Genomic DNA, 26827 nt, shown 5'->3' on the forward strand with positions numbered 1-26827 from the left:
CCTCATGTCATCAAAGCCAAAGATCAGTGTTATCGGCGCCGGCATTATGGGTATCTCGACTGCCTGGGCCCTGCATCGGCACGGGGCTGAGGTGCAGGTGTTTGAGCAGGGGCCGGTGCCAAACCCGAAAGGTAGCTCAATCGATGAGACTCGCCTGATCCGGTACCCCTATGGCGGTGAGCTTGGTTACACCCGAATGGTGGCTGATGCCTTTGCCGCCTGGGACCGGCTGTTTGGCGATTTGGAGAGCGTTGCACCGGGCGAGCAGCTCTATCATGAGACGGGTGCACTGGTGCTGGACACCGCCGCCGCTGATGGGCGCGGTAGTGGCAGCCAATGGGCGGTGCAGGCCCGTGAGTGTCTAAGCAAGCTCGATATCCCCTTTCAGGATTTGACCGGTGCGCAATGCGCCGAGCTAGTGCCAAACCTGAAGCCAGACATTGTGTTGGATGCCTTCTACCAACCCGCTGGCGGTGTGCTGAATGCGGGCCGGATTGTTGAGTTGGCGAGCCATTATTTGATGAAGGCAGGTATCGGTATTCACCCGCATCGCCAGGTGAAGTCTGTGGATGTTGAACGCGCGATCGTCGATTTTGGTGATGGCACGAGTGAGGGCGCCGATGCCGTGGTGATCGCGGCTGGTCCATGGGTCGGCCGCTTGCTTCCCAACCTCAATCAGCGGGTGACGCCATCAAGGCAGATGGTCGTCTATGTCGACCTTACGACTGAGGAGTTGGCAACCTGGCGCGACGGGCCAATGATCCTTGATATTGACCCAGAGAATGGCTTCTACACCGTGCCGCCCAGAACTTCTGACCGGCTTAAGATTGGCGATCACAAATTCACCATGATCGGTGACCCCGATGACGACCGCGAAGTGGCGCTTGAACAGGCCGAGAATGTGCTGCATTGGGCCGGGCGACGGATCAATGATTTGGGTCCAGAGCGCTTGAACGCGGCAAAGGCATGCTTCTACACCGTCCAGCCGGAAGAGCGGTTCCTGCTTGAACCGATTGGTGGTGCTGGCTTTGTCATGTCCGGCTTCTCCGGCCACGGGTTTAAGTTTGGCGCGGTGATGGGGGAAACCATGGCTGATCTGGTGCTAGGCAAGACCGCGCGTCAGGACGCCGATGCGGTCGCACGTTGGGCGGCTGGGCTAGCCGCCGCCGCCTAAAGGCGATACATACGGGGCCATCCTTCCCCGTCTGATGAATGAGATCGCCATGGCCCGCGACCTGACCCCCGCCCAACGTATCCTCTGCGCTGTCGATACCCCGGAACTCGATAAGGCCCAGACCTTGGTGAACACCCTGACGCCGGAGGGTGAGCCCTTGGTTGGTGGGATTAAGCTGGGGCTGGAATTCCATAGTGCGCTTGGCACCGATGGTGTCCGTGCGATTGCGGGTTTGGGTCTGCCGATCTTCCTCGACCTTAAATTTCACGATATTCCCAACACGGTGGCCGGTGCCGTTCGTTCTGCGATGGAGCCGACACCGGCCTTCATGACCATTCATGCCAGCGGTGGCCCGGCGATGATCCGCGCTGCCAGCGATGCCGCCGCAATTTCAGCGGAAGGCCAAGGTGTTGCGACGCCAATTCTCTTGGCGGTTACCGTGCTGACCAGCCTGGACCAGGGTGATTTGGAATCCGTTGGCCAAGACAGCGATGTGGCCAGCCAGGTCAAGCGCCTCGGTGAGTTAGCGGTTGAATCTGGTGCGACCGGCCTTGTTTGTGCGCCGTTTGAGGTTGGTTTCCTTCGTGATGCTTTGGGCCCCGATGTGGTGTTGGTCGTGCCTGGCGTTCGCCCCAGCTGGGCTGCGAAGAATGACCAGAAGCGGGTGATGAGCCCAGCTGAGGCTGTTGAGGCCGGTGCTGACTATCTCGTCATCGGCCGCCCAATCACCGCCGCTGATGATCAGGCGGCAGCGGCAAAACGCATCGCTGAAGAGATTGCCGCTGGCGTTTAAGGCGGAAGGCCCTACCTTCAAAACAGAAGCCAAGCCAAGGAACTAACGACATGCCGGTCGATGTAAAAATCTGCGGGATTAACGAGCCTAACTCACTGCGTGCGGCGGTGGATGGTGGTGCCCGCTATGTCGGCTTTGTGTTCTATGAGCCGTCGCCACGCTTCGTCCCACCACAACAGGCGAGCCAGCTGGCCTGGCAAGTTGGCACGACGAGCCGGATTGTCGGCCTATTCGTTGAGCCATCGGATGACTTCCTCGATGAGGTGGTTACCCAGATGCCGCTCAACATGATCCAGCTGCATGGGGATGAGCAACCGGGCCGTGTGCGCGAGATCCGTGAGAAGTTCTCAATCCCCCTTATGAAGGCATTTCCGGTCGGGTCTGCTGCCGACCTTGATGTGGTGCCGGATTATGAGGCGGTGGCCGATTGGCTGTTATTTGATGCCCGCCCGCCAAAGAATGTTGCCTCACTCCCCGGTGGCAATGGCATTGCCTTTGATTGGCAACTATTGGCCGGGCGTAGTTTTGGCCGTCCATGGATGCTGTCTGGCGGTCTAAACGCCGATAATCTGGCCGAGGCCGTCGCGGCGACGGGTGCCACAACCATTGATGTGTCCTCCGGCGTTGAGGATCATCCCGGCCGCAAAAGCCCTGAGAAGATTGAGGCGCTGCTTGCTGCCGCGCGGGAGGCTGGCAAATCGCCGCTCCCAGGTGCCGCTTTGCTTGGCTTAGGCGCTGCTGACCGTTAAGGTCGCGACCCGCGTGGGCTTTGCCCTTAGCGCCTAACTTCAATCGCGCATCACAACACCAACACGACTGCCATGAACATTAATTCATATCGTGCTGGGCCAGGTGAAGATGGCCATTTCGGCATCTTTGGTGGCCGCTACGTCGCTGAAACCCTCATGCCGCTTATTCTGGCGGTTGAGGAAGCCTATACGGCGGCCAAGCTGGACCCTGAGTTTCAGGCCGAGTTTGAATATTATCTGAAGCATTATGTTGGTCGGCCGAGCCCACTGTTCCATGCGGCGCGCCTTACCGACTATCTGCGCAAAGATGCCGACCCGGATAAAGGGGCGAAGATCTATTTCAAGCGGGATGAGCTGAACCACACCGGCGCGCATAAGATTAATAACTGCGTTGGCCAAATCTTGCTCGCCAAACGCATGGGTAAGACCCGGATTATCGCCGAAACTGGCGCTGGGCAGCATGGCGTTGCGACGGCCACGGTTTGTGCCCTGTTTGACCTGCCCTGCGTTGTTTATATGGGCAAGACCGATATTGAACGGCAGGCCCCGAACGTATTCCGGATGAAGCTTCTAGGTGCCGAAGTGCGGCCCGTGACCAGCGGTTCTGCCACCCTAAAGGATGCGATGAATGACGCGCTCCGTGACTGGGTCACCAATGTGGAAGACACCTTCTACCTGATTGGTACGGCGGCTGGCCCGCACCCCTATCCCGCCATGGTGCGCGACTTCCAGTCGGTGATCGGCGATGAAACCCGTGCACAGATCATGGAAGCGGAAGGTCGCCTGCCTGACAGCCTGGTTGCTTGTATTGGTGGTGGCTCGAACGCGATTGGCTTGTTCCACCCCTTCCTTGATGACCGTGATGTCAAAATGATCGCGGTTGAGGCAGGTGGTGAGGGGATTGATACCGACAAGCATGCGGCCTCCCTAACCGGTGGCGCGCCTGGTGTTCTGCACGGTAACCGCACCTATCTGCTGCAGGATGATGATGGGCAGATCACCGAAGCCCACTCAATTTCCGCTGGTCTCGACTATCCCGGCATTGGGCCAGAGCATTCCTGGCTCCATGATCAGGAGCGGGTTGAGTATGTGCCCGCAACTGACACTGAGGCTCTTGAGGCGTTCCAGGTCTGCGCCAAAACCGAGGGCATTCTGCCTGCCCTGGAACCCTCACATTGCCTGGCTGAGGTGATTAAGCGCGCACCAACCCTGCCGCGTGACCACCTGATGGTGATGAATATGTGCGGTCGGGGCGATAAGGATATCTTCACCGTCGCCGATGCCCTGGGTGTTGAGATTGGGGCAGGCGAATGAGCGCGGTACCAGAAGGACAGGCACAAATGGTCAGCGGTCAAGCACGGATTGACGCGAAATTCGCAGCCCTGAAGGCGGAAGGGCGTTCCGGGCTCGTCACCTTTATCACCGCTGGTGACCCAGAGCCGGGTGTGAGCCAGGCCGTATTGGACGGTTTGCCAGCTGCAGGCGCCGATATCATCGAACTCGGCATGCCATTTACCGACCCCATGGCTGATGGTCCCGCCATTCAGGCGGCAAGCCAGCGGGCCCTAAAGGCTGGTATGACCCTCGCCAAGACCCTGGATATGGTGTCGGCCTTCCGGACCAAGGATCAAACCACGCCGATTGTGCTGATGGGCTACTACAACCCAATCCATCATTTCGGCGTCAGTGCGTTTCTAGAGGCGGCAACCAAGGCCGGCGTTGATGGTCTTATCGTCGTTGATCTGCCACCGGAAGAGGATGAGGAGCTTTGCCTGCCCGCGCTTGAGGCTGGTTTGAGCTTTATCCGTCTGGCCACACCGACCACTGATGCGGCGCGCTTGCCAGCGGTTTTGGCCAACACCTCTGGCTTTGTGTATTACGTCTCGATTACCGGCATCACCGGTACGGCTTCTGCCGATATGGGGCGCGTACAGGCAGCCGTTGATGGCCTGCGTCAATCCACCGATCTGCCGATCGCCATCGGTTTTGGCATCAAAACACCGGCGCAAGCGGGTGACATGGCCGATGTTGCAGATGCAGTTGTTGTCGGCTCCGCTATTGTGGATCGGCTGCAAAACGCCTATGAAAGCGATCCAGCAGGTGCTGCAGGCACCACGCTTGAGTTTGTCCGTACGCTGGGTGACGCGGTACGTCAGCGCTAACCCCTTTGGAATTTTGATTTTGACACGTACGGCTGGGTTGTCCTGGCCGTTGTGGGACGAGGATTTCCGCCAATGAACTGGCTTAGCAACTATGTACGTCCGCGTATTCGCGCTCTGGTTGGTGCCCAGCGTGATGTGCCTGAAGACCTCTGGGATAAGTGCCCGTCCTGCGATGCGATGATCTTCCGCAAAGACCTGATCGCCAATATGAAGGTCTGCACCCAATGTGATCACCACATGCGCCTGCGCGCTGAAGAGCGCCTGGAGATGGTGTTCGACGATGGTGAGTATGAGCGGATTGAGCTGCCAAAAAACCCAGTTGATCCGCTGAAATTCCGTGACAACAAACGCTATGTCGACCGGTTGCGTGATGCCCAGTCGAAAACTGGCCAGGATGATGCAATTGCCGTGGCCCATGGGTCCATCGGTGGCAACAACGCGGTTGTTGCGGCCTTTGACTTTGCCTTTATGGGCGGCTCGATGGGTATCGGTGTTGGTGAGGGTATCGTTGCCGCTGCCAAGCTCGCCGTGGCGCAAGATGCCGCCTTAATCGTTATCCCAGCCTCCGGTGGTGCGCGCATGCAGGAGGGGATTCTATCCCTCATGCAAATGCCCCGCACCGTGGTGGCAACCCAGCAGGTCAAAGAAGCTGGCTTGCCCTACATCGTTGTTTTCTCTGACCCAACCACCGGTGGTGTTAGCGCCAGCTTTGCAATGCTGGGCGATATCCATATCGCGGAGCGTGGTGCTCAGATCGGTTTTGCCGGTGCCCGGGTAATCGAGGAAACCATGCGCCAAACCCTGCCAGACGGCTTCCAGCGTGCGGAGTTCCTGCACAGCCACGGCATGGTTGATATCGTCGTGCACCGCCGTGAACTGCGTAAGACCCTCGGCCAGGTTTTGACCCTGCTGCGTCAACCGGTTCGCAAGCTGACGGCCGAGCCGGAAGAAGCGCCCGTTGAGGTTACTGCTGAACCAGCCGAGACGGCTGAGGCTGAAACCGCCGATAAGGCTTAAATGTGATGGCCGGGCCAGGGACACCGGACCATCCGGTCGACGCGATCCTTGCCAGGCTTTTGACCCTGCACCCCAAGTTAATCGACCTGTCTTTAAGCAGGATCGAGCGGCTGCTTGATGCTCTAGGGCGTCCGGATCAACAGCTGCCACCGGTAATCCATGTGGCGGGTACGAATGGCAAGGGCTCAACAATTGCCTTCATCGCCGCACTGGCCGCCACCCATGGGCTGCGGGTTCACTGCTATACCTCGCCACATCTAACCCGGTTCAACGAACGGATCGCACTCTCACCCGGCGCGGGACAGTTGCCGCAACCAATTGATGACGCGCCGCTTGAGGCCTATCTCGCCAAGGTAGAAGCAGCCAATGGCGGTGAGCCGATCACCTTTTTCGAAATCACCACAGCGGCCGCATTCTTGGCCTTTGCCGATAATCAGGCTGATTTGCTGTTGCTGGAGACGGGTCTAGGTGGCCGTGTCGATGCAACCAACGTGCTGCTCGCCCCGGCGGTGACGGCCATCACCCCGGTTGGGATGGACCATATGGGCTTCCTGGGCGAGACCTTGGCCGCGATTGCGGGTGAGAAGGCCGGCATTATCAAGCCCGGACGCCCCGTGGTCATCGGCCCACAAGCGCCCGAGGCGCTTTCGGTCATCCAGGCGCGGGCGGCGGAGCTTCAGGCCCCCATCGTTGCCCTACCAGATGAGTTACCAGGTGAGCCTGGCCTGACAGGTGCTCACCAACAAGATAATGCCCGCACGGCCCTGGCGGCGTTTAAGCAGTTTGCCGCGGACCGTTCGGTCCCTCTCACTGATGACAAGCTGTCAGCAGGGCTCGCGATGGCCAAATGGCCGGGTCGTTTGCAGCCGGTCACGCTGACGACCGACGGCACTCATAGGCAAGCTCATCTCGATGGTGCCCATAACCCTGAGGGGATGCGTGCGGTGATGGGCGCATGGGATCAGATGACAGCTGGCCAGCCTAAGGGTGATTTGGTGATCGGCGTGATGGCCAATAAGGCCTTGGATCCTATGCTGGATGCGATTGTCGGCCGCTTTGCCCGGATCGTTGCTGTGCCGGTGCCGGACACCGATGCTGGCCTGCCAGCCGAAGATTTGGCGCATGCGATTAGTCAGCACCTAGCTGGCCACGACATTCCGACTCGAGTGGCCAGTGGCTGGCAAGACGCCCTAGCCCAGCTTGGCCAGACTGAGGCGCCATTATTGATCGCCGGATCGCTTTATCTGATCGGCGGCATCCTTCGCGATCAAGATGATCAAAATCAACGGCTTGCCCTGGTCGGCACGTAAGCGGCAGATCGACTGTTCACAACCTATAACGCAGCTGTGACGCCGCTTGGGTTGCGTCAGGCTTCGAGATTCCCTTCATTATAGGGCATGACATCGCAAAGCCCCCAAATTCGCCCGGTTGGGCGTCGATCCCTTTTGGCAGGTGCCGCCGCCGGTCTCGGTGGTTGGTTGCTTGGTGCCAAGGGCAGCCACGGTGACGCGCAAGCGCAGTTCCGTGGCGCCCCCGTTGATTATCCTGTGGTTGTGGAGTTGTTCACCTCCCAAGGGTGTTCATCCTGTCCGCCAGCGGATGCCTTCCTGGCTGAGCTTTCCAAACGCCAGGACGTGATCGCCCTTGCCTATCATGTGGACTATTGGGACCGGTTGGGGTGGAAGGATCCATTTTCCTCAAGCTGGGCAACACAGCTGCAATCCAGCTATAGCCGCCGGCATAACCGCCGGAACAACTATACCCCGCAGATGATTGTGGATGGTGAGGTCGATGTGATCGGCTCCCGCCGCAACATGGTGCTGCGCGCGGTTGAGGACGAGCTGGCAAAAGCCCAGCATCAGCCAAGGGTGAAGGTTGCCTTCATACCCAATGGTGAGAAGGTGACCGTCGACCTCAGCGGCATGGCGAACAATGTCGAGGCTGAAGTACTGCTGATGCGTTACGACGAACTGCATCAAACCAAGATCGGTCGTGGTGAGAATGGTGGCCGGACCCTCAACTATCACCATGTGGTGCGCGAACGCCGTGTGCTGGGTCGTTGGCGCGGTGAGCCTGTGCAGTTCAAGGTGCCAAAGCCAGGCTACGACAATGCCGGTCTTGCCGTATTGGTGCAGGAGCGGAATTACGGCCCGATTATTGGGGCTGGTCAGCTGCGACCCGACGCCATCATTTAAGGCGCGTCATCCGTCAAATCGATCCCGCGTGCCAGATTGGTCAGCCTTGCAAAAACGGCCCTGGCCCCGGCTGGGTTCCGCAACGGCTGCTCAAACGTGCCACGCGCCCAACCTCGATTACCGTCAACCAGATCATAGCCTTCGCAATCTACGCCGGTCATCCGCCAGGTGCCTTTAGGCAGGTTTAGCAGGCCGGTCGCCATATCGGCGATGGCATCGGCATGGTCGGCATTCATATGGTCGATCATGCCTGGTTCCGCTGCTGCCAGGGCCTGTGCCCGTTCCTCCGCGATTAGTAGTTGTTCGGCGGTCAGGTCGTTAATGGCGCCGAAACCGGCGACCAGATGCCCTTCTTCAACCACCAATCTGTACAGGTTGAAGTCACTGAAATGAGCATAGCGCTGGGCGTCCGGATGGCGGGCCAAAAAGCGTTCTTGATCAGCGGCACGTAACTCGGCCGGCACGGCCTCTACCCGGCCAGTTAAGGTCACCCGTGCCAAGGTCAGCGGGTCTGCTTGGTCCGCCCGCTGGGGTGTTGGGAGGCCGTTATTGAACGGGTCTCCGACATCCTGGATCACGCCAGGTTGCGCCACCTCAATCAGGACGGAGGCGCGGACATCCCGGCCGATATTCTGGGTATGCTTCGCCAGATCAGAGATCAGCATTAGGGGCTGGCCACGTTGATCGGATGCAACTGCGATCAGGGAGACATGGGGGTGACCATGATCTGCGGTACCAAGGGCGCCGAAGCGGGCCCGCCGGATCAGCAGTCTGGCCAGACGGGCTGGCTGGGTTGTGGCATCGCGGTGTTTTCGCGGCTTGTTTGTTTCCGGGCTGGAACCTGGTTCTGCCATCGCTGAGAATTCCCGAAATTGCCTAATCACCGCCCTGTCACCCATAATATGGCAGGGAAGGGGCAGCATTGCCATGAAACGACCATGGGATATTGCCCTAGATGCCCGAAATTCCGCCGAATTGCCGCCATAATGGCGCTCAACACTAGCAATCGTGACGGTTTCGGGGCATCACCGGAAAAACACGCGTTTATTCGCCTAGAATAACTCGGCAAAAACGCGGTTGGTCTGCGGATGACCCTGGCAATGACAGGTGTTTTTAAGGATCAATCGTGATGAGTATGGCTTTAGCCGCAACCGCCGGCAGCATTGAGGATGAAATCATGGACCAAGCCACGGTCGCCCTGGTGGATGATGATCGGAACATCCTGACCTCGGTCTCGATGGCCTTAGAGGCTGAAGGGTTCCTCGTGGATACCTATGGCGATGGTGATGAGGCCCTACGCGGCCTTGCCGAAAAGCCTGTTTCCCTTGTTGTGCTCGACATCAAGATGCCGCGTCTGGATGGAATGGAAACCCTGGCTCGGCTACGTCAGACAAGCCAAGTGCCGGTGATCTTCCTAACCTCTAAGGATGACGAGGTTGATGAGTTACTCGGCCTTCGCATGGGTGCCGATGACTACATCAAGAAGCCATTCTCACAACGTCTGCTGATTGAGCGTATTCGCGCCCTGCTGCGCCGGGAAGCAGCCCGTGGCCAGTCTTCCAAGAAGGAAGAGAACGCCATGGTGCGTGGTGAGTTGGTCCTCGATATGGACCGACACTTCTGCACCTGGAAGGGCATTGAGGTGCCGCTAACCGTGACGGAGTTCCTGTTGGTTAAAACCCTCGCCGACCGACCCGGCCATGTTAAGACCCGGAACCAGTTGATGGATGCCGCCTACGGCGAGCACATCTATGTGGATGATCGGACGATCGACAGCCATGTGAAGCGAGTTCGTAAGAAGTTCAAATCCATCGATGACGACTTCGCGGGCATTGAGACGCTGTACGGTGTGGGGTACCGGTATCGTCAGGCGGGCGATCAGCTTGATGATGCACCTGGTGATGAGCCAGAGTCCGTCGCTTAAGGGCAATTCTTACCAGCACAAATGAATCGCTAGCACCGCAGGCCGCGCTGGTTTGTGGTGCTGGCTTGCTGTGCGGTATACTTCACCCCATAAGGGTTATCGCGATTAACCCATCCTGGCGCGATGCCGCCAGGGCTGTGGTTTGGAAGGGCAGCGGTCTTGAACGAGATTAAGCGGGATTTGGGCCAAGATGGTGGCGCAGGCTCAGCCAGCGCCGCACGTCCGCTTGCCGCCGCTGGTCCGTTCAACCCAAACACCCGCCTGAATGTTGGCCCGGCGCCGGGCGATGTGTTGCCCGAGCTAGAGAGCCCGAGCGCTGACAATCGCCCAGCCGACGCAGAGCCGGTTAAAGGCAACCGACAGCGGGCTTTCTCAACACTGACGCTGCGCATCCTCGCGGTTAATCTAATGGCGCTTTTGGTGCTGGTCGGCAGCGTGATGTTCCTCGACCAATACCGTCGTCAGTTGATTGAGCGGGAGCTGACAAACCTTGCCACGGAAGCACAGATCTTTGCCGCGATGGTCGGTGAGGGTGCGGTGGTTGAAGATGTTGATAACGAGATTGTCCTGTCGCCACCGCTTGGCCGACAGATGGTCCGCCGTCTTAACGAAACCACGCAAACCCGCTCAAGGTTATTCCTAGGCAATGGCCAGGTGGTTGCGGACAGCCACATGCTGCGCGGTGGCCTAGGCATTGTTGAGATTGAGGAACTGCCACCCCTTGTTAATGATGAGACGGCGGTTTGGAACAATTCCTGGCACCTCTCTGATCGCTGGGCAGATCTGCTCGGCATGCCAGCCCCGGCCGAAGATGATGGTGGACGGCAGTTAGCCAGGGGAACCGCCATCACCCAATCGGCGATGGAGAATGTTAACCGCGCGCTGGTTGGCCATGTAAGCTCCACCGCTTGGGCATCTGATGGCGATGATGTTGCGTTCACCGCCGCCGCGCCAGTGCAGCAGTTTAAACAAGTGCTGGGCGCCGTTCTGCTAATCCGTGATGGTAGCCAGTTAAAAGCGGCGATGACCGAGGTTCGGCGCTCGATCCTCTATATTTCTATGATCGCCTTGTCGGTCACCGTGCTGCTCTCGCTATACCTGGCTGGTACGATTGAGCGGCCGTTACGTCGCCTTGCGCGGGCCGCTGACCGTGTCCGCAACAGCCCCGGCCGAACCAGCCAAATTCCCGACTTTACAGCCCGTCGGGATGAGATTGGCGATCTGTCTCTCGCCCTGCGCGAGATGACCGAAACGCTTTGGCAGCGGCTAGACTCGATTGAGGCTTTTGCCGCCGATGTAGCCCATGAGATTAAGAACCCGCTGACGTCGCTTAGATCGGCGGTCGAGACCGCCTCGCGGGTCACGGATCCGGTGCAGCAACAGAAACTGATGGCGATTGTTCAGGATGATGTTCGCCGTCTTGATCGCCTTATCACTGATATCTCCAATGCCTCACGTCTGGATGCGGAGTTGTCCCGTGCGAATGCTGAGGTTATTGATCTATCCCAGATGCTTGGGATGCTTGCGGATATGTATCGCCATACGATCGCCAGCGATGGTGAGGATGAGGCGCCGGTTGAGTTCATTCTCTCGCTCCCGCAAGCCGGTAAGCTGCATGTGTTGGGCCTTGAGGGGCGTTTGGTACAGGTGCTTCAGAACCTGATCACCAACGCGATGTCATTCTCCCCCGCCGGTGGGCGCATCATATTGACCGCCACCCATCACAGTGAGCGGGCGATTATCACAGTTGAAGATGATGGTCCTGGCATTCCAGAGGGTAAGCTCGATGCCATCTTTGACCGCTTCTATTCAGAGCGACCAAAGACGGAGAAGTTCGGCACTCATTCTGGCCTCGGCCTTTCGATCTCAAAGCAGATCATCGAGGCCCATAACGGCACCATCCGTGTCGAAAACCGGTATAGCGGCAAGGATGTGATTGGCGCCCGGTTCATCATCGACCTACCTGCGGCCGACCCAAGTGTCACCCGCGCTGCCCGCCGTGATCGTCCCGTTGAGAAGGGGCGCGGCAAGCGCAAGAGCGCGGCCTGATGCGAACCAACAAACACGGCACTGCCCTACGGGTGCCGCTCTCTGGCACCGATGCTGCCTTTGGCGCCTTGATCGTCGGGGCGAGCGGTACTGGCAAATCGACCCTAGCATTAACCTTGATTGAGCAATCTGACGCCCTCCTGATTGCCGATGATCAAGTTATTGTTTCTAAAACATATAATGGTAGTGTTTGGTCGGATTGTCCGGCAAATATAGCTGGATTGCTAGAGGTGCGTGGTGTCGGTTTGGTGCCTTACCCGTATGTTGGGAAGCCGCATCCCATCGATCTGGTTATTGAGTTAGTACGGGGCGGACCGGATCTGGTTGAACGGCTGCCAGAACCAACCTTCGCCGAGGTGCTTGGTGTTCGAGTGCCATCCCTGACCCTGCCCACAGATATTGATGCCCTGGGCCTACGGGTTATTGCCGGGTTGCGATTGCTTGCCGCCGGGCATTGGTCCAAGATCGCATCGCAATCTGACCCGCGAACCGCGCCGATAGGTGCGGACTGATAGCCCCACCCCATGCGCGACCAGGCGGATACCCCACAATTTGTCATTGTCTCCGGCCTGTCTGGCGCTGGCCTGTCCAGCGCGCTTAAGGCCCTGGAGGATGTGGGTTTTGAGGCGATTGATAACCTGCCGCTGCCTTTGCTAGCGGGGTTGATCGCCCAGGGCGATTTTCTCCGCCGTCATGTGGCGGTTGGCATTGATACCCGAACCCGTGGTTTCGAGGTGCCAACCTTGATCAGTGCTAGGGATGAGTTGATGGCGCAAAGCGGTGTTAAAGCAGCGCTCTTGTTCCTAGATTGCGGTGATGAGGTGTTGACCCGGCGCTTTACAGAGACACGCCGCCGCCATCCCTTGGCCTTGGACCGGCCCGTCGCTGATGGCATTGCCCATGAGCGGCAGTTGCTTGGCCCGCTTCGGGATGCCGCCGATCTCACCATCGATACGAGCGACCTCTCAATCCATGATCTTCGGCGCCTTGTGGCCGGGCATTTTGGTGAGGAGGGGCGCGGTGGTCTCTCGATCTTTGTTACCTCCTTCTCGTTTAAGCGTGGGGTGCCGAGAGAGGCTGATCTGGTCTTCGATGTCCGGTTCCTTAAGAACCCACATTACGACCCAGAGCTGCGGCCACTAACTGGCTTGGACCAGGCCGTGGCCGATGCCGTACAGGCCGACCCCGGCTTTGAGGATTTTGAGGCGCATTTGCTGGGCCTGCTGCGGCCGCTGCTGCCCCGCTATCGCGCTGAGGGCAAGCGATACCTGACCATTGCGATTGGCTGCACCGGCGGCCGTCACCGGTCGGTTTTCCTGGCTGAGAGGCTGGGTGCCGCACTCAATGATGGGGAGTTCACGCCCCAGATCGCCCATCGGGACTTACCGAAATAGGTCGGGTTTGATTACGGCCAGGCGGTGTCGGGCGGCAGGCTCATCAAGATCGCCTCAATATTCCCGCCGGTTTTTAGGCCAAACAGCGTTCCGCGGTCGTAGAGCAGGTTAAATTCAACATATCGGCCCCGTTTAGCCCTCAAAGCCTCGCGCTGCTCGTCCGTCCAGGGCTGGTTCATGTGTCGCCGCACGATTTCTGGATAAACCTCGGCAAAGGCGCGGCCTACATCCTGGGTGAACGCAAAATCCGCAGCCCAATCGTCGGTATCCAGCTGATCGTAGAAAATGCCGCCAATGCCGCGCGGCTCTTGCCGGTGCGGCAGATAGAAATAGCGATCACACCAGGCCTTATAGTCCGGATAATAGCTCGGATCATGGGCATCACAGGCCGACTTCAACGCGTTGTGGAAAGCCGCCGTATCCGCCTCATCCGGGAAGGTGGGGGTCATATCAGCGCCGCCGCCAAACCACCCGACAGATGTCGCGATATGCCGTGTGTTCATGTGCACGGCTGGCACGAGTGGGGAGTGCATATGGGCGACTAGACTGATGCCGCTAGCCCAGAACTGACCATCTTCACCAGCACCGGTGATCTGGCCTCGAAACTCAGGGGAAAACTGGCCATGAACCGTGGAGATGTTGACGCCGACCTTCTCAAACACACGGCCTCGCATGATCGACATGGTGCCACCGCCGCCGGGCTCACCCGATACTTGGTCCGTGCGCTGCCAGTCTTTGCGCCCGAACCGACCAGCCGGTTTGTCGGCAAAGGTTCCGGTCAGCTCATCCTCGAGCCGTTCAAAGCTCTCACAGATTTGGTCGCGCAGCGTTGCAAACCAGGTTGCGGCTTGCTGCTTCTGCGCGTCGCTTGGTTTGGTGGTGGGCTGCCGTCGCTCTGGCGTATCCGGTGTGGCTCCATCCGGCATCGAATTTCGGTCCTTAACTGACGGCACTATTGCTGGCGGGCGCGTTCACCGGCCAGGCGTTCAATTGGTTGACCGCATGACCTAAGGCAAGGGCCGCCGTTGTTGCAACATTGAGTGACCGCGCCGCCGCCGGAACACGAAGCCTAGCGTCAGCGGCTTGGTGCACCTCTTCCGGCGCCCCGGCACTCTCCCGGCCAAGAATGATCAGATCGCCCTCTGACCATGTGAAGTCAGGAAGGGCGCCGTCACCCTTGGTGGTCAGGAGAATCAGCCGTGATTTAGGGAGGTTTTCTTCGCGCCAGCGACCGAATGCCGCCCAATCGGTGTGAAATCGGTAATCGGTCTGGTCGATGTAATCCATGCCGGCACGCCGCAATCGGCGGTCATCCCAAGGAAATCCGCAGGGACCAATCACCTCGCAAGGCACGGCCAAACAGGCGGCGAGCCTAAGCATGCTGCCAACATTACCGGCGATATCGGGCTGAAACAGACACAGTCTGGGCATGATCAAATCGTTTTTGGTGAGCCGCCCACTGGCAATGCAGACGTAGCTTTTGTATAGAGCTTCCTACGCGAGATTTGGCAAGGATTTGCGTTGTCGGGTGGGCGGTCTTGAAACGCTGTTATCTCTGGCCCTTGGGATTTGACCGGGCTTTCTGTTAACGGCTTTTAAATCCAGGTTTTATGCGGCCCCGCGCCGCATTCACGCTGCGTCCCGGCATGATATGAGTTATTTACCGATGACCAAGCTTTTGGCCTCACTCTCGAGGCAGCTTAGCGGTCTTAAGGTTGACGAGCAGGTATTGAGTAATGACCGACACGAATGTCACGGATGATGGCTGGAAAACCAGCGCGGCCGATGATCCCCACCACAATGAAACCGCTGGTTCCCGGCGCGATTTCTTGTTTCTGTCTGCGGGCGCTATGGGCGCGGTTGCAGCGGGTGGCGTGGCGTGGCCACTGATCGATAGCATGAACCCAGCGGCTGATACCCTGGCGCTGGCATCGATCAATGTGAACCTATCCAGCATCACCGAAGGTCAGGCGATCACCGTTACCTGGCGTGGTAAGCCGGTCTTTATTCGCCACCGGACGGCGGAAGAAATCGAAGAGGCGCGCGCCGTCAATCCTGACGAGCTTCGCGATGCCCAGACCGATGAGGATCGGGTCCAGAAACCTGAGTGGTTGGTCATGGTTGGCGTTTGTACGCACCTTGGCTGCGTCCCGCTTGGCCAGAAGGCCGCTGACAACAAGGGCGACTACGATGGTTGGTTCTGCCCGTGCCACGGTTCGCACTACGATACGTCTGGTCGCATCCGAAAAGGCCCTGCGCCAACTAACTTAGAAGTTCCTGAGTACGTTTTTGAGAACGATACGACGATCAAGATTGGCTAAATCATCGTCAGATGACCGGGGCATTGACCCGGTTTTTGATTAACCCCAGCGGATTTACCGCTGAGAGAAAACGCAGAAGAGGTTGCCATGGCTGGCGGCGAACGCGCGAAGTTTGAAAATCCGGTGATTGAGTGGGTGGATAGCCGCCTGCCTATTTTCACCCTGATGCAACGCGAGTATGGGGTTTTCCCAACACCGCGGAACTTCAACTATTTCTGGAACTTTGGCGCCCTCGCCATGTTCGTCCTGGTGACCATGATCATCACCGGCATATTGCTGGCGATGAACTACACCGCCCATGCCGACTACGCTTTTGAGAGCGTTGAGCGGATTATGCGCGATGTGAACCATGGTTGGCTGCTCCGCTATGTTCACCAGAACGGCGCCAGCATGTTCTTCATCGTGGTCTATATCCACATGTTCCGTGGCCTCTATTACGGTTCCTACAAAGCGCCGCGTGAGCTGCTTTGGATGCTGGGCGTTGTGATCCTGCTCCTCATGATGGCCACCGCCTTCATGGGTTACGTCCTACCTTGGGGCCAAATGAGCTTCTGGGGTGCCACGGTGATCACCAACCTATTCTCGGCCATCCCGATATTCGGGGAGCAGATTGTGATCTGGCTCTGGGGCGGCTTCTCGGTTGATAACCCAACGCTGAACCGGTTCTTTGCGCTGCATTACCTGCTGCCATTTGTGATTGTCGGTGTTGTGGTTCTTCACGTTGCCGCGCTTCACATCACGGGTTCTAACAACCCGCTGGGCGTTGAGCCGAAGTCTGAGAAAGACACCCTGCCATTCCACCCCTACTACACGTCGAAGGACATCTTCGGTCTTGGGGTGTTCATGATCTTCTTCGCTGGGTTTGTCTTCTTCGCGCCAAACTTCCTCGGCCACCCAGACAACTACATCCCGGCCAACCCGCTGGTGACGCCGGCGCATATCGTCCCTGAATGGTACTTCCTGCCGTTCTACGCGATCCTGCGTGCCGTGCCGGACAAGCTTGGCGGCGTGGTGCTGATGTTCGCCGCGATTGCTGTGCTGTTCATCCTGCCATGGCTTGATACGTCTAAGGTTCGCTCAACCACCTTCCGTCCGATCTACAAGTTCTTCTTCTGGCTGTTGGTCGTGACCTGCCTGGTTCTCGGCTATGTCGGTGCTAAGCCTGCTGAAGGCTGGTATGTGATCGTTGGTCAGCTGGCGACCGTTTACTACTTCGCCCACTTCCTGGTGGTGCTGCCGGTTCTCGGTAAACTCGAGAAACCGCTGCCCTTACCGGCGAGTATTAGTGAGGCCGTTCTTAAAGGTGGTGGATCCCACGGCGTTGCCGGGGCTGCACCTGCTACAAAACCGATGGAGAAACCCTGATGGGCTTTGCGCGACACTTCCTTGCGGCAGCCGCCCTGGCCACTGGCTTGCTAATCACCAGCATGGGCACCGCCCAGGCTGCGGGTGAGCAGGTTACCCCGCCCGATGTTGATTTCTCCTTTGAGGGGCCTTTCGGCGTCTATGACCGGGTTCAACTACAGCGCGGTTTCCAGGTCTATAAAGAGGTTTGCTCCGGCTGCCACGCCATGGACCTCCTGGCCTATCGTAACCTCGCTGATCTTGGCTTCTCAGAAGCAGAGGTCCGTGCTCTAGCATCCCAGTACACGGTGGTTGATGGCCCGAATGACGAAGGTGAGATGTTTGAGCGGGCAGGCCTGCCAAAAGATCGCTTTGTAAACCCATTTGCGAATGAGCAGGCCGCTCGTTTTGCCAATGGCGGTGCTTACCCCCCAGACATGTCACTCCTCGCCAAGGCCCGTCCTTATGGCGCTGAGTACATCTACGGTGTGCTGGTCGGTTACCACGACGCGCCTGAGGGCAAGGATGTGCCAGAGGGCATGCACTATAACGAGTATTACCCAGGTCACCTGATCGCCATGGCTAACCCAATCGTTGAGGGTCTGGTCACCTATAAGGGCCTAGATGGCGAGGCTGATTTTGAGCCAACCCCAGAAGAGATGGCGGCCGATGTGTCTGCCTTCCTGATGTGGTCAGCTGAGCCGCACCTTGAGGAGCGAAAGCAAACTGGCGTTAAGGTTATCCTTTTCCTGATCGTCTTCACCGGCATCATGTACGGTGTGAAGCGTCGGATCTGGGCAGACGTCGCCCACTAAGCTGGGCGTAGCGGCGGTTTTAACCGTTCGCGACAGACATCATGGATAAAGCCGGCGGCACCTGCTCGTCGGCTTTTTTCATGGGTGCATGGCGGCCTGCAATGGCAACGGCGCGCATGATGATGCTGGCACCCTCTTCAGGCCCGATAGCCTCCCGGAGGCCAATCAAGAGGCGCACAGCGGCCAGGGACGCCGTCAGCACCCGATCCTCAAAACCGAGATCCCGGCTCTCCATCAACCGGTTGATGGAGGGGCGCAGCTCATTGGCAAGCTGAGCTGGCTCATAAGCGGGGTTGATACCCTCAATCCCACCACGGGCCTGGTCATTTGAGGGAAAGCCAGGTGGCAGGACCTTAAGCCCCTGGGCCGTCAGCCAACCCGCCATTAGGATGCTAAGCCGTTGGCCATTGGCATCGATCCACGGGTTCTCAACCGGTGTGCCCGGCTCATACTCGTCCAGATCCTGGCCGGACACCCGCAATAGGGTGTCGCCGAGGACGAAGCCGATACCGGCCAGAATGGTCGATGGGTCAAACTTGCTGGCAGCCCGGAGGTGAGACAGCACAAGGTTGGCGAGTGCCGCCGATCCCTCATTTATTGCCTCATAGGCGCGATGGTCGATTTCGAACTGATCCAAAGCCTAGCTGCCGGTCGTTAAATGCCTGCCATTTAGGCCATGCTTAATGCGAGGAACGGGCCAAAGCACCCTAAAACCTGCCTGCATGAACCAAAAAGTATAGGCGATTGGCGGGTTTTACCCAAACACCGTGCCATCAACCATTGGTATTTTGGCAGCTTTGGTTCAAATAGGGGGCATGCAGACCTTCCCACCCGACCCCCGTTTCCGTGCCTTGCTGTCGTTCTGGTTCGATGAGCTAACGATGGAGGATTGGTTTAAACGCAGCGATGCGGTGGATGATGAAATCCGCCGACGGTTTACCCCATTACTGCCATTTGCCCAGAAAGGCTCGCTGCATAGCTGGCGCGACAGCCTGGACAGTGTGCGGGCGCTTTTGATTCTGTTGGACCAGGTGCCACGCAATTGCTTCCGCGATGATGCAACGGCCTTTGCCTATGATCGGCTGGCGCAGTCCTTGGCGCTGTTTACGTTGGAGCGTTATGCCGATGAGCTGGCCAGTCTTGGCCCGTTTGAAATGCTGTTCGTCCTACTGCCACTAGAGCATGCGGAGGATCTAGACCTGCAGAACCGCTGTGTGCAGCTATTTGATCAGTTCGCTGACCGGTATAGCGGCGAGGATGCGGAGCATTGGGTGGAGCTGACCGAATATGCCCGGCGTCACCACGCACCGATTGAGAAGTTTGGCCGCTTCCCCCACCGCAACGCGGTTTTGGGTCGAGAGACGACCAAGGCTGAAGCTGCTTGGTTGGAAGAGAAGCCCGGTGGCTTCTAAACCCCATGCTTAGCTCTGGTTTCGACCACACCTTGGCCATCTCCAGTGATCTTGAGGCGACTGCCGGGACCTACCGGCGGCTCGGCTTTACCCTGACGCCCCTTGGCCGTCATGTGGGGTGGGGCACGGCAAACTACTGTGTGATGTTTCCAGAAGATTATCTGGAGCTGCTGGGCATTGTTGACCCGAGCCAGCCACTCAATGGTTTTGACCAGAAGCTGGAGGGACGGGGGCCTGGTCTGCTTGGCCTCGCTTTCGCCACCCATGATGCCCAGCGGGTGTTTGAGGGGTTAGGGCAGGGTGGTTTAGCTGACCGGCAGGCCGAATTGTCCAGATTGCTTGAACATCCCGACGGCACCCGTGATGTCTCTTTCCGCCTTGCATATGGGACCACCGACGCCACTCCGGGGCTAAGTTGCTTCTGGTGCCAGCATCTATCCCGTGACCTGATCCGTGAGGCCGATTGGTTGGAGCATCCCAACGGGGCCTACGGCATTGAAGGGGTAACACTCCTCCACCCTGATCCCGCCTCACTAGAGGTGCCGTATCGCCGGCTGTTGGCGACGCTGAACATGCCGGATAATGAGATGTTGGCCGGTCAGGGGCGCCTTGATGTGCCCGTTGGTGATGGTTGCTGGCTTCGCTTCCTAAGCCCGGACCGGGCGGCGCGTCGATATCGGGGGCTTGATCCCAAATGGTTGGACCGGGAAGGCCCCCTGGTCACCACCATCCTGGTCAGTGATCTGTCCGAGACCGAACGTTATCTATCCGCGCAAGGCATCGCAATCATCCCGGAGCAGGGGTTGCGTCTGGTTGTTGGGCCGGATGATGCCGATGGCACCGTCATTGAATTTGCGATGAGCTGATTGCGAGTCCGGGCCTGATAGCAGCGTTGATCTGAGCGGGATAATTCCGGCGCCTATTCGATTGCAGATGGGGCGGGCAGGGCGCACACTCGGTATTCACGTAATCAAGGATAGGGTTATGACGGCCAGGCATTGGACCATCATCATATGCGGCTCAATCATCGTCATGGTGGCGATGGGTGTGCGGCAGAGCTTTGGCTTGTTTGTGCAGCCCGTGGGCATGGACCTTGCCGTCGGTCGTGATGTGATGGGCCTAGCGATCGCCATCTCTAACCTGGTGTTTGGTTTGGTCCAGCCCTTGGTTGGTGCCATCGCTGACCGATATGGCGCCGGCCGGGTCATTGTTGGCGGTACGGCACTCTATATTGCTGGCTTGCTGCTGATGGCGGTAAGTGCCGACCCGCTGGGCCTTCATCTAACACTTGGGGTGCTGACCGGTCTTGGTCTTGCGGGCACAACCTATGTGGTGGTGTTGGGGGCCATTGGACGTGCTGTGCCGTTGGAGCACCGGTCCCGGGCCTTTGGTGTGACCACGGCGGTTGGCAGCTTTGGCATGTTTGCCCTTGTCCCTGGTACCCAAGCGCTGATTGAGCAGGTGGATTGGCAGGGCGCGTTGGTTGGCCTCTCAATCCTACTCTCAATTATGGCGGTCTTGGCCTACAGCCTGTCAGGTAAGCCGGTAGCGGCCGCGGATGCCGGGCGTGATCAGAGCCTCAGTGATGCGGTTCGGGAGGCGTTTCGGCATCGCGGCTATTGGTTGCTGAATGCCGGGTTCTTTGTCTGCGGCTTCCACGTCACCTTTATGGCGGTTCACTATCAGCCCTATTTGTTGGATCAGGGGGTCACGGCCTTCGACGCGGCCATTGGCTTTGCCATGATTGGCCTGTTCAACATCTTTGGCTCCTTCTTATTCGGGGAGCTGGGCGGCCGGTTCCGGAAGAAGTATTTGCTGAGCTTCCTTTACATGGCGCGGGCGGTGGCGATTGCCGTCTTCCTGATGCTGCCGGTTACCGCGACCAGTGGGATTGTGTTTGGCGCTGTCATTGGCTTCCTGTGGCTTGCCACGGTGCCACTGACCAGCGGGTTGGTCGGCCAGATCTTCGGCACCCGCTACCTATCCACCCTTTATGGCGTGGTCTTCCTTTGGCACCAGGTTGGTAGCTTCTTTGGTGCCTGGCTGGGCGGGGAGGCGTTTGAACGCTTTGGTTCTTATGAGCCGATTTGGCTGGCGAGCATCGCGCTTGGTATCATTGCGGCGGTTCTGCATTTCCCGATTGAGGACAAACCAGTGCATAAACCGGTGGGTCAGGCCGCATGATGACAAGTAATCTAATAAAAAAATCGATGCTGATTCTTGCGCTGGGCCTGCCCTTAATGGGCGCCAGTTACCTCTGGTCGATACACGGGGTGACCATCCTACTGGCCGGCATCGCCCAGTACTGCTTCTAGTGCGGCCAAAAACTATTGTTTTAAATCAGTATCTTGAGTTGCTTTAAGTTGTGGCCGCATACGGCGCCTGATGGCGCCATTTGGGCTGAAAAAATAGCGGCAAATTTTATCCATATTCGCCGCAACATTTCCCTAAAGTAATTCCGATTTTTATGCTTGTATAAGCTAAATAAAAATATTTGCGGCTCAATAAAAACTGGCCAATTATTCACCTATCAGCAGTGAGGGCGGCCATCCCAACACCCCCCGAGAAGCCTCCTTCAGCGCTGATATGTGAACAAGGCCGACACGTTCCGTGCCCACTGTACGTCGAGGCCCCATAGTTCGAGATTTGGGTTACCAATTCATCGGCTTTCCTGCCTCACACGGCCGATGATCCTGCCCGACCCCTGGTGGTCCAGGTCTCGAAGTGACGAACGGGAGTGACCAAGTTACCGGTCACTCCCGTTCTTTATTCTCTAACACTTANAGTTAAGGCTTAGCCGAAGCGCTTACCCGGTGCAGGTGCTGGTGGCTCCCGGCGCTGGTCCCGATAACCTTCGCGGCGACGACGCAGTCGCGCGACGGTATCGCCTGGCAGGTCGGTGTCTGGGCCACGGTTCTGGATCCGCTTTGGATCGATCAGCTGATCTGGCTTGTCCTCGGTCACTGAGAACTCGGCACCGATGCCATCGACCTTGAGGGTCGTACCTGGCCGGTCGCGCATGTTCTTGTTCTTCAGTAGCCATAGAGATAGCGGACGCTCAACCAACTGGTTCAGAGCACGCTTCAATGGGCGACCACCCATCTTCGGGTCGAAGCCTTCATCCATCAGCTGCTCTTTGGCAGTGTCAGAAAGCTCGAGCTTCATGCCCCAGGCCTCTTCCATCTGGTTGACCAGGCGGTCGATCTGCTTGTCCAGGATCGGTGCCATGACGTCTTTGGTCAGCTCACCGAATGGAACCACACCGTCGAGGCGATTGCGGAACTCAGGTGAGAAGTACTGCTCAACCTCACCGGTCATAATGGCGGTGCGATCAACCTTCTCTTCGGTTTGCGTGAAGCCGATGGTCCGCTTGGCCTCTGCCTCATTGGCCGCTTGCGCGCCCAGGTTGGAGGTCATGACGATCAGGCTGTTTGAGAAGTCGATCGTCTTGCCTTGAGAGTCGGTCAGCTTGCCGTCATCCATCACCTGCAGCAGGATTTTCTGGACGTCTGGGTGCGCCTTCTCGATCTCATCGAACACGATGACAGAGTTTGGATTGCGGCGGATCGCGCCAACCAGCTCACCTTCCTGATCATAACCGACATAGCCTGGAGGGGCACCGATCAGCTTGCTGACCGAGTGCTTCTCCATGTACTCGGACATGTCGATGCGAACCAGGTTGTCAACGGACCCGGAGGTGTGTTTCGCCAAGCTTTTAGCAAGCTCGGTTTTACCAACACCGGTTGGGCCAACGAACAGGTATGAGCCAATTGGCTTGTGCGGCTCACGAAGGCCAGCCTTCGCAACGGCGAGGGATAGGGCGACCTCTTCAATCGCTTGGTCCTGACCAAAGACGTCCTCGCTGAGGCGCTCAGCAAGAGCGGCGTAACGGGCATTATCTTCCTCGCCCAGATACTCCTTCTTCAGCTTGGCCATCCGGGCCACGGTCTCGATGATCGCTTCGCGGTCGACGGTTTCTTTGCCATCGCGCAGGGCGGCAGCACCGGCACCATCGATCACATCGAGGCCCTTGTCTGGGAAGTTGCGGTCATGGATGTAGCGACCACCCAGCTGCACCACGGCTTCAATAGCCTCATCGGTGATGGTGATATCGTAGTGATCTTCGTATTTGGTGCGCAGACCTTTAAGGATCGTGACCGTGTCCTCTGGGGATGGCTCATCGACCTTCACCGGCTGGATACGACGCTCAAGCGCGCCATCCTTGGCGATGAACTTGCGATACTCGTCCTCAGTGGTGAACATCATGGTGATCAGGTCACCCTGCTGCAGTGCAGGCTTGATGAACTGTGAGGCACCCTGGGCGTCGCCGCTATTGGCGCCGAGGCCAACCAGCATGTGCGCCTCATCAACACCAAGAATGATCGGTGGACGGTCACCGCGGGCATTACGCTCGGCGATGCCGTTGACGAGAACCTTCAGGCGCTCTTCAAAGTCACCGCGATAGCGCGTACCGGCAACCAGGCCAGCCACATCCAGCTCTAGTACCTTGGCGCCAACCTGAGAGTCTGGCACGTCACCGGCGACAACTGCCTGGGCATAGGCGTGCAGCATGGCGGTTTTACCAACACCAGGCTCGCCAATTACGATTGGGTTCTTCTTCTTCCGCTGGGTCAGGATCGTCTTGATCTGCTCCAGCTCTTGGTCACGACCGATAATTGGGTCCAGCTTACCGTTCTGGGCTTGCTCGGTGATGTCGGTGGTGAACTCACGCAGAACCGCTTGGAATTGCCCTTCATCAATCTTGAACGGCGTGGTTGAGGACACTGGCAGTTCGTTGCCAGAGATTTCGCCCCAACGCTTCAGGCGGCGGTCGGTGAAGCCAACCTCACGCAGTGCATCTTCCAGCTCTGGGTAGTCTTCCAGCATCTGCTGAACGGCTTTAGAGGCAGCAAACTTGCCTTGCTCCGCTTCAAAGATGTCATCCAGCTTCAGCTGCGCCTCAACGAATTCAGGTGAGGTCAGATCCGCTTCCTCGTCATCGTTGGACAGGGTGGCATCATCAACATCAGCGCGAAGTGCCTCGCGGATCTCAGCAGAGTTGATCTTGCGAGCACTCTGATTGAGGTGGTTCAGCTCGGACTGCACCTGATCATCAGAGAGCAGCGCCACGAATAGGTGCTTTGGCAGCAGCTTATCATCACCCATGGCGCGTGCTTCGCGCTGGGCTTTCATGACGAACTTAATGAGCTGTTGAGATGGCATATCGGACTCCGGAACGGCACTAGAATTAGCGAGTTGGGTGTTATTGCGGGCGGTAATGAGGCGGTAGAAATCGGGATCAACGGCCTGGGCAAACCGACGGATGTTGACCTGGCTGACTTCACTGCCGCGTCCCTCAAGCCCCTGAAGCAGCAGCACTGGATCGCGGGCGAGGGCGTAAAGATGGTTTTGCGCGCGAGACGTCACCGTCTGGGTGATCTCAAGCGGTAGATCGTCTTTTGTTGAGGCCCGCTCTTGCTTCTGGGCGGCAACGATGATGCGGCGGGCTAGGTATTGGGCCAGGCCGTGGAGCGATGGCGGTGTCTCACCGTAATAATCTTCGGTGGCCTGCTCGATATATTGCTCTTCGCCATGATCCAGGGCAGCGGCGGCATAGGCCTCATAGCCTTCATCCAGGTTGTCGATCACGTCGGCCATACGCTGTTCGAAGTCAGCGTGAACGGCGGGGGCTACCTCGACATAGGCCTCAGCGATGGCCTGGGTCAGGTCTGGGCGCTCATAACCCTTCGGGCGACCGAATTGCTGGACGTAGTCCAGATCGTTGGTCAGGCCAAACTGATCCAGGGTACGGGTCTGCGCCATGTACCCACCCTCATCAATCAGGGTGAGCGCATAATAAAGATCATCAATATCGATCTTGTCGGTGTTTCTCTCTTCCCGGCTGGCTTCCAAATAGATGCCAAGCTCAGAAAAGAACGTGCTCGGATCGAGCGACCGTTGGGACATAAATCAATCTACTTTCATGCAGAATGGGGAGCGATTTCCTCCACCACCCCTCACTGCTTATTCGTTTAGTGCATGGCAGCGTTGTCAGGGCGGTGACCCTCACGAGCTAAAATGCCGTTTCCGAAAGCGGAAAGCGCGATTGTTACGGTTTTGAGAAATAATTTTTCTGAGAATGGGAAGATTATATAACAAACACGATATGCGTCTAAATTATGGCCCATCTGCGCGTTTTGCATAGCTGATAAGCAAGCGGGTTGATGGTCGCTTAAGTTGACGATGTTGGTGTTTGTTGATGTCAAAACCCAAAAACGCAAAAAAGCCGACGCGTGGGCATCGGCTTTTAATCGATAATTTTGGCTATGTTTTTGCGGCTAGCGCAGGTCGTTTTGTGTCGTCAGACGTTAAATTTGAAGTGGAATATGTCGCCATCCTGGGTGACGTATTCCTTGCCTTCCTGACGTAGCTTTCCTGCTTCCCGGGCTGCGGCCTCGCCACCCAATTCGACAAACTCGTCATAGGCGACGGTTTCGGCACGAATAAAGCCGCGTTGGAAATCAGTATGGATGACCCCGGCGGCCTCCGGTGCGGTGGAGTGGCGACGCACGGTCCAGGCGCGCGCCTCCTTCGGGCCAACAGTGAAGAAGGTAACCAGGTCGAGCAGCTTATAGCCCGCACGGATCACCCGGTTGAGGCCCGGCTCTTCCAGCCCCATGGTCTCGAGAAACTCAGCTTTCTCTGCCGCGTCTTCAATCAGGGCAATCTCGCTCTCAATCTTGGCAGAGATCACAACGGTTTCCGCGCCCTTCTCGGTCGCCATCTCGGCGACCTTAGCGCTGAGGTCATTGCCGTCACCGGCGCTGTCCTCTTCCACGTTACAGACATAAAGCACGGGCTTCGCGGTCAGCAGTTGCAGCATCTTGAAGGTGCGCATCTCATCATCGGAGAGATCGACCATGCGGGCTGGTTTGCCGTCTTCAAGCAGGGGTTTGACCTGCTCCATCACCGCCATTTGCTCTTTGGCTTCCTTATCGTTGCCGCGTGCCTTCTTAACGGCGTTCTGCATGCGGCGCTCAATGCTCTCCAGATCGGCGAGCATCAGCTCGGTCTCAATGATCTCGGCATCGCGTAAGGGGTCGACGGAGCCTTCCACATGGGTGATGTCGCCATCTTCAAAACAGCGCAGCACGTAAACAATGGCATCGGTCTCGCGGATATTGGCGAGGAACTGGTTGCCCAGCCCTTCACCTTTAGAGGCGCCGCGGACCAGTCCAGCGATATCAACAAACTCAAGCTGGGTTGGGATGATTTTGGCTGACTCACCGATTCTGGCGATCGTGTCGAGCCGTGCATCGGGCACCGCGACCCGGCCAACATTTGGCTCAATGGTACAGAACGGAAAGTTCTCAGCCTGCGCGGCGGCGGTTGCGGTCAGCGCGTTGAACAGGGTCGACTTACCAACATTGGGAAGGCCGACGATCCCACATTTAAAGCCCATGATTTTCTAGCTCGGG

Annotated in this window: 24 protein-coding genes; 18 read left to right on the forward strand and 6 right to left on the reverse strand. The window is 58.0% G+C overall.

From position 1 onward, the window contains the following. Positions 1 to 4 precede the first annotated feature (4 nt). From KI792_02095 to KI792_02130, 8 genes are all read left to right on the forward strand, one after another. The gene (locus KI792_02095) at positions 5 to 1174 is read left to right on the forward strand and encodes an FAD-dependent oxidoreductase (GenBank protein ID MBV6631805.1); all 1170 of its coding nucleotides are present in this window, start codon (positions 5 to 7) and stop codon (positions 1172 to 1174) included. Positions 1175 to 1223: 49 nt separating this feature from the next. Continuing rightward, entirely contained in the window at positions 1224 to 1967 is a 744-nt protein-coding gene (gene pyrF / locus KI792_02100; protein ID MBV6631806.1) for an orotidine-5'-phosphate decarboxylase, read from the forward strand. 50 nt (positions 1968 to 2017) lie between these two features. Next, complete coding sequence (locus KI792_02105) at positions 2018 to 2716, forward strand: phosphoribosylanthranilate isomerase (GenBank protein MBV6631807.1); 699 nt, start codon at positions 2018 to 2020, stop codon at positions 2714 to 2716. A 72-nt stretch (positions 2717 to 2788) separates the two neighbouring features. Next, positions 2789 to 4030, forward strand: a complete 1242-nt coding sequence (gene trpB, locus KI792_02110) for a tryptophan synthase subunit beta (GenBank protein MBV6631808.1) — start codon at positions 2789 to 2791, stop codon at positions 4028 to 4030. 26 nt (positions 4031 to 4056) lie between these two features. Further along, positions 4057 to 4878, forward strand: coding sequence for a tryptophan synthase subunit alpha (trpA, locus tag KI792_02115; GenBank protein MBV6631809.1), 822 nt, complete (start codon positions 4057 to 4059; stop codon positions 4876 to 4878). A gap of 72 nt (positions 4879 to 4950) precedes the next feature. Continuing rightward, complete coding sequence (accD, locus tag KI792_02120; GenBank protein ID MBV6631810.1) at positions 4951 to 5895, forward strand: acetyl-CoA carboxylase, carboxyltransferase subunit beta; 945 nt, start codon at positions 4951 to 4953, stop codon at positions 5893 to 5895. A 5-nt stretch (positions 5896 to 5900) separates the two neighbouring features. Then, positions 5901 to 7205, forward strand: coding sequence for a bifunctional folylpolyglutamate synthase/dihydrofolate synthase (locus KI792_02125; protein MBV6631811.1), 1305 nt, complete (start codon positions 5901 to 5903; stop codon positions 7203 to 7205). 87 nt (positions 7206 to 7292) lie between these two features. After that, on the forward strand, positions 7293 to 8090 hold the full coding sequence (locus KI792_02130; protein ID MBV6631812.1) for a DUF1223 domain-containing protein: 798 nt from the start codon (positions 7293 to 7295) through the stop codon (positions 8088 to 8090). Here the strand turns inward: KI792_02130 and KI792_02135 are convergent. Next, entirely contained in the window at positions 8087 to 8944 is an 858-nt protein-coding gene (locus KI792_02135; protein MBV6631813.1) for a DUF2470 domain-containing protein, read from the reverse strand. The genes KI792_02130 and KI792_02135 overlap by 4 nt on opposite strands. Before the next feature lie 323 nt (positions 8945 to 9267). Here KI792_02135 and KI792_02140 point away from each other — a divergent pair, with 323 nt between their 5' ends. The 4 genes from KI792_02140 to rapZ all read left to right on the forward strand — a co-directional run bounded on the left by KI792_02140 (position 9268) and on the right by rapZ (position 13457). Further along, entirely contained in the window at positions 9268 to 10014 is a 747-nt protein-coding gene (locus tag KI792_02140; protein ID MBV6631814.1) for a response regulator transcription factor, read from the forward strand. Positions 10015 to 10137: 123 nt separating this feature from the next. Next, positions 10138 to 12063: a stimulus-sensing domain-containing protein gene (locus KI792_02145; protein ID MBV6631815.1), complete on the forward strand. Its 1926-nt coding sequence runs from the start codon at positions 10138 to 10140 to the stop codon at positions 12061 to 12063. Then, positions 12063 to 12575, forward strand: a complete 513-nt coding sequence (locus tag KI792_02150) for a hypothetical protein (protein MBV6631816.1) — start codon at positions 12063 to 12065, stop codon at positions 12573 to 12575. Before KI792_02145 ends, KI792_02150 begins: the two co-directional genes overlap by 1 nt. A gap of 12 nt (positions 12576 to 12587) precedes the next feature. Further along, entirely contained in the window at positions 12588 to 13457 is an 870-nt protein-coding gene (gene rapZ / locus KI792_02155) for an RNase adapter RapZ (GenBank protein MBV6631817.1), read from the forward strand. 11 nt (positions 13458 to 13468) lie between these two features. On the opposite strand, the gene hemF is transcribed toward rapZ, so the two are convergent. Continuing rightward, positions 13469 to 14383: an oxygen-dependent coproporphyrinogen oxidase gene (gene hemF, locus KI792_02160; protein ID MBV6631818.1), complete on the reverse strand. Its 915-nt coding sequence runs from the start codon at positions 14381 to 14383 to the stop codon at positions 13469 to 13471. A 13-nt stretch (positions 14384 to 14396) separates the two neighbouring features. Continuing rightward, positions 14397 to 14888 carry a hypothetical protein gene (locus tag KI792_02165; GenBank protein MBV6631819.1) on the reverse strand — a complete coding sequence of 164 codons (492 nt, stop codon included), beginning with the start codon at positions 14886 to 14888 and terminating at the stop codon, positions 14397 to 14399. 305 nt (positions 14889 to 15193) lie between these two features. On the opposite strand from KI792_02165, the gene petA reads away from it, so the two are divergent. The 3 genes from petA (at position 15194) to KI792_02180 (ending at position 17937) form a co-directional block, all read left to right on the forward strand. Next, positions 15194 to 15778 (forward strand): ubiquinol-cytochrome c reductase iron-sulfur subunit, encoded by a 585-nt coding sequence (petA, locus tag KI792_02170; GenBank protein MBV6631820.1) that lies wholly within the window; start codon positions 15194 to 15196, stop codon positions 15776 to 15778. Positions 15779 to 15865: 87 nt separating this feature from the next. Further along, positions 15866 to 17143 (forward strand): cytochrome b/b6, encoded by a 1278-nt coding sequence (locus tag KI792_02175; protein MBV6631821.1) that lies wholly within the window; start codon positions 15866 to 15868, stop codon positions 17141 to 17143. After that, positions 17143 to 17937 (forward strand): cytochrome c1, encoded by a 795-nt coding sequence (locus KI792_02180; GenBank protein ID MBV6631822.1) that lies wholly within the window; start codon positions 17143 to 17145, stop codon positions 17935 to 17937. Before KI792_02175 ends, KI792_02180 begins: the two co-directional genes overlap by 1 nt. A gap of 19 nt (positions 17938 to 17956) precedes the next feature. Here the strand turns inward: KI792_02180 and KI792_02185 are convergent, their stop codons facing one another. Beyond that, positions 17957 to 18574 carry a hypothetical protein gene (locus tag KI792_02185; protein ID MBV6631823.1) on the reverse strand — a complete coding sequence of 206 codons (618 nt, stop codon included), beginning with the start codon at positions 18572 to 18574 and terminating at the stop codon, positions 17957 to 17959. Between the two features lie 178 nt (positions 18575 to 18752). Between KI792_02185 and KI792_02190 the strand changes: the two genes are divergently transcribed. From KI792_02190 to KI792_02200, 3 genes are all read left to right on the forward strand, one after another. Continuing rightward, positions 18753 to 19349, forward strand: a complete 597-nt coding sequence (locus KI792_02190; GenBank protein MBV6631824.1) for a DUF924 domain-containing protein — start codon at positions 18753 to 18755, stop codon at positions 19347 to 19349. Positions 19350 to 19354: 5 nt separating this feature from the next. Then, on the forward strand, positions 19355 to 20215 hold the full coding sequence (locus KI792_02195; protein ID MBV6631825.1) for a VOC family protein: 861 nt from the start codon (positions 19355 to 19357) through the stop codon (positions 20213 to 20215). Positions 20216 to 20333: 118 nt separating this feature from the next. After that, positions 20334 to 21533 carry an MFS transporter gene (locus KI792_02200; GenBank protein MBV6631826.1) on the forward strand — a complete coding sequence of 400 codons (1200 nt, stop codon included), beginning with the start codon at positions 20334 to 20336 and terminating at the stop codon, positions 21531 to 21533. 609 nt (positions 21534 to 22142) lie between these two features. On the opposite strand, the gene KI792_02205 is transcribed toward KI792_02200, so the two are convergent. After that, complete coding sequence (locus tag KI792_02205) at positions 22143 to 25316, reverse strand: ATP-dependent Clp protease ATP-binding subunit (protein ID MBV6631827.1); 3174 nt, start codon at positions 25314 to 25316, stop codon at positions 22143 to 22145. A gap of 394 nt (positions 25317 to 25710) precedes the next feature. Further along, positions 25711 to 26811 (reverse strand): redox-regulated ATPase YchF, encoded by a 1101-nt coding sequence (gene ychF / locus KI792_02210; GenBank protein MBV6631828.1) that lies wholly within the window; start codon positions 26809 to 26811, stop codon positions 25711 to 25713. Positions 26812 to 26827 lie beyond the last annotated feature (16 nt).

It is taken from the genome of Alphaproteobacteria bacterium SS10 (genome assembly GCA_019192455.1).
Lineage (GTDB): Bacteria > Pseudomonadota > Alphaproteobacteria > TMED2 > TMED2 > TMED2.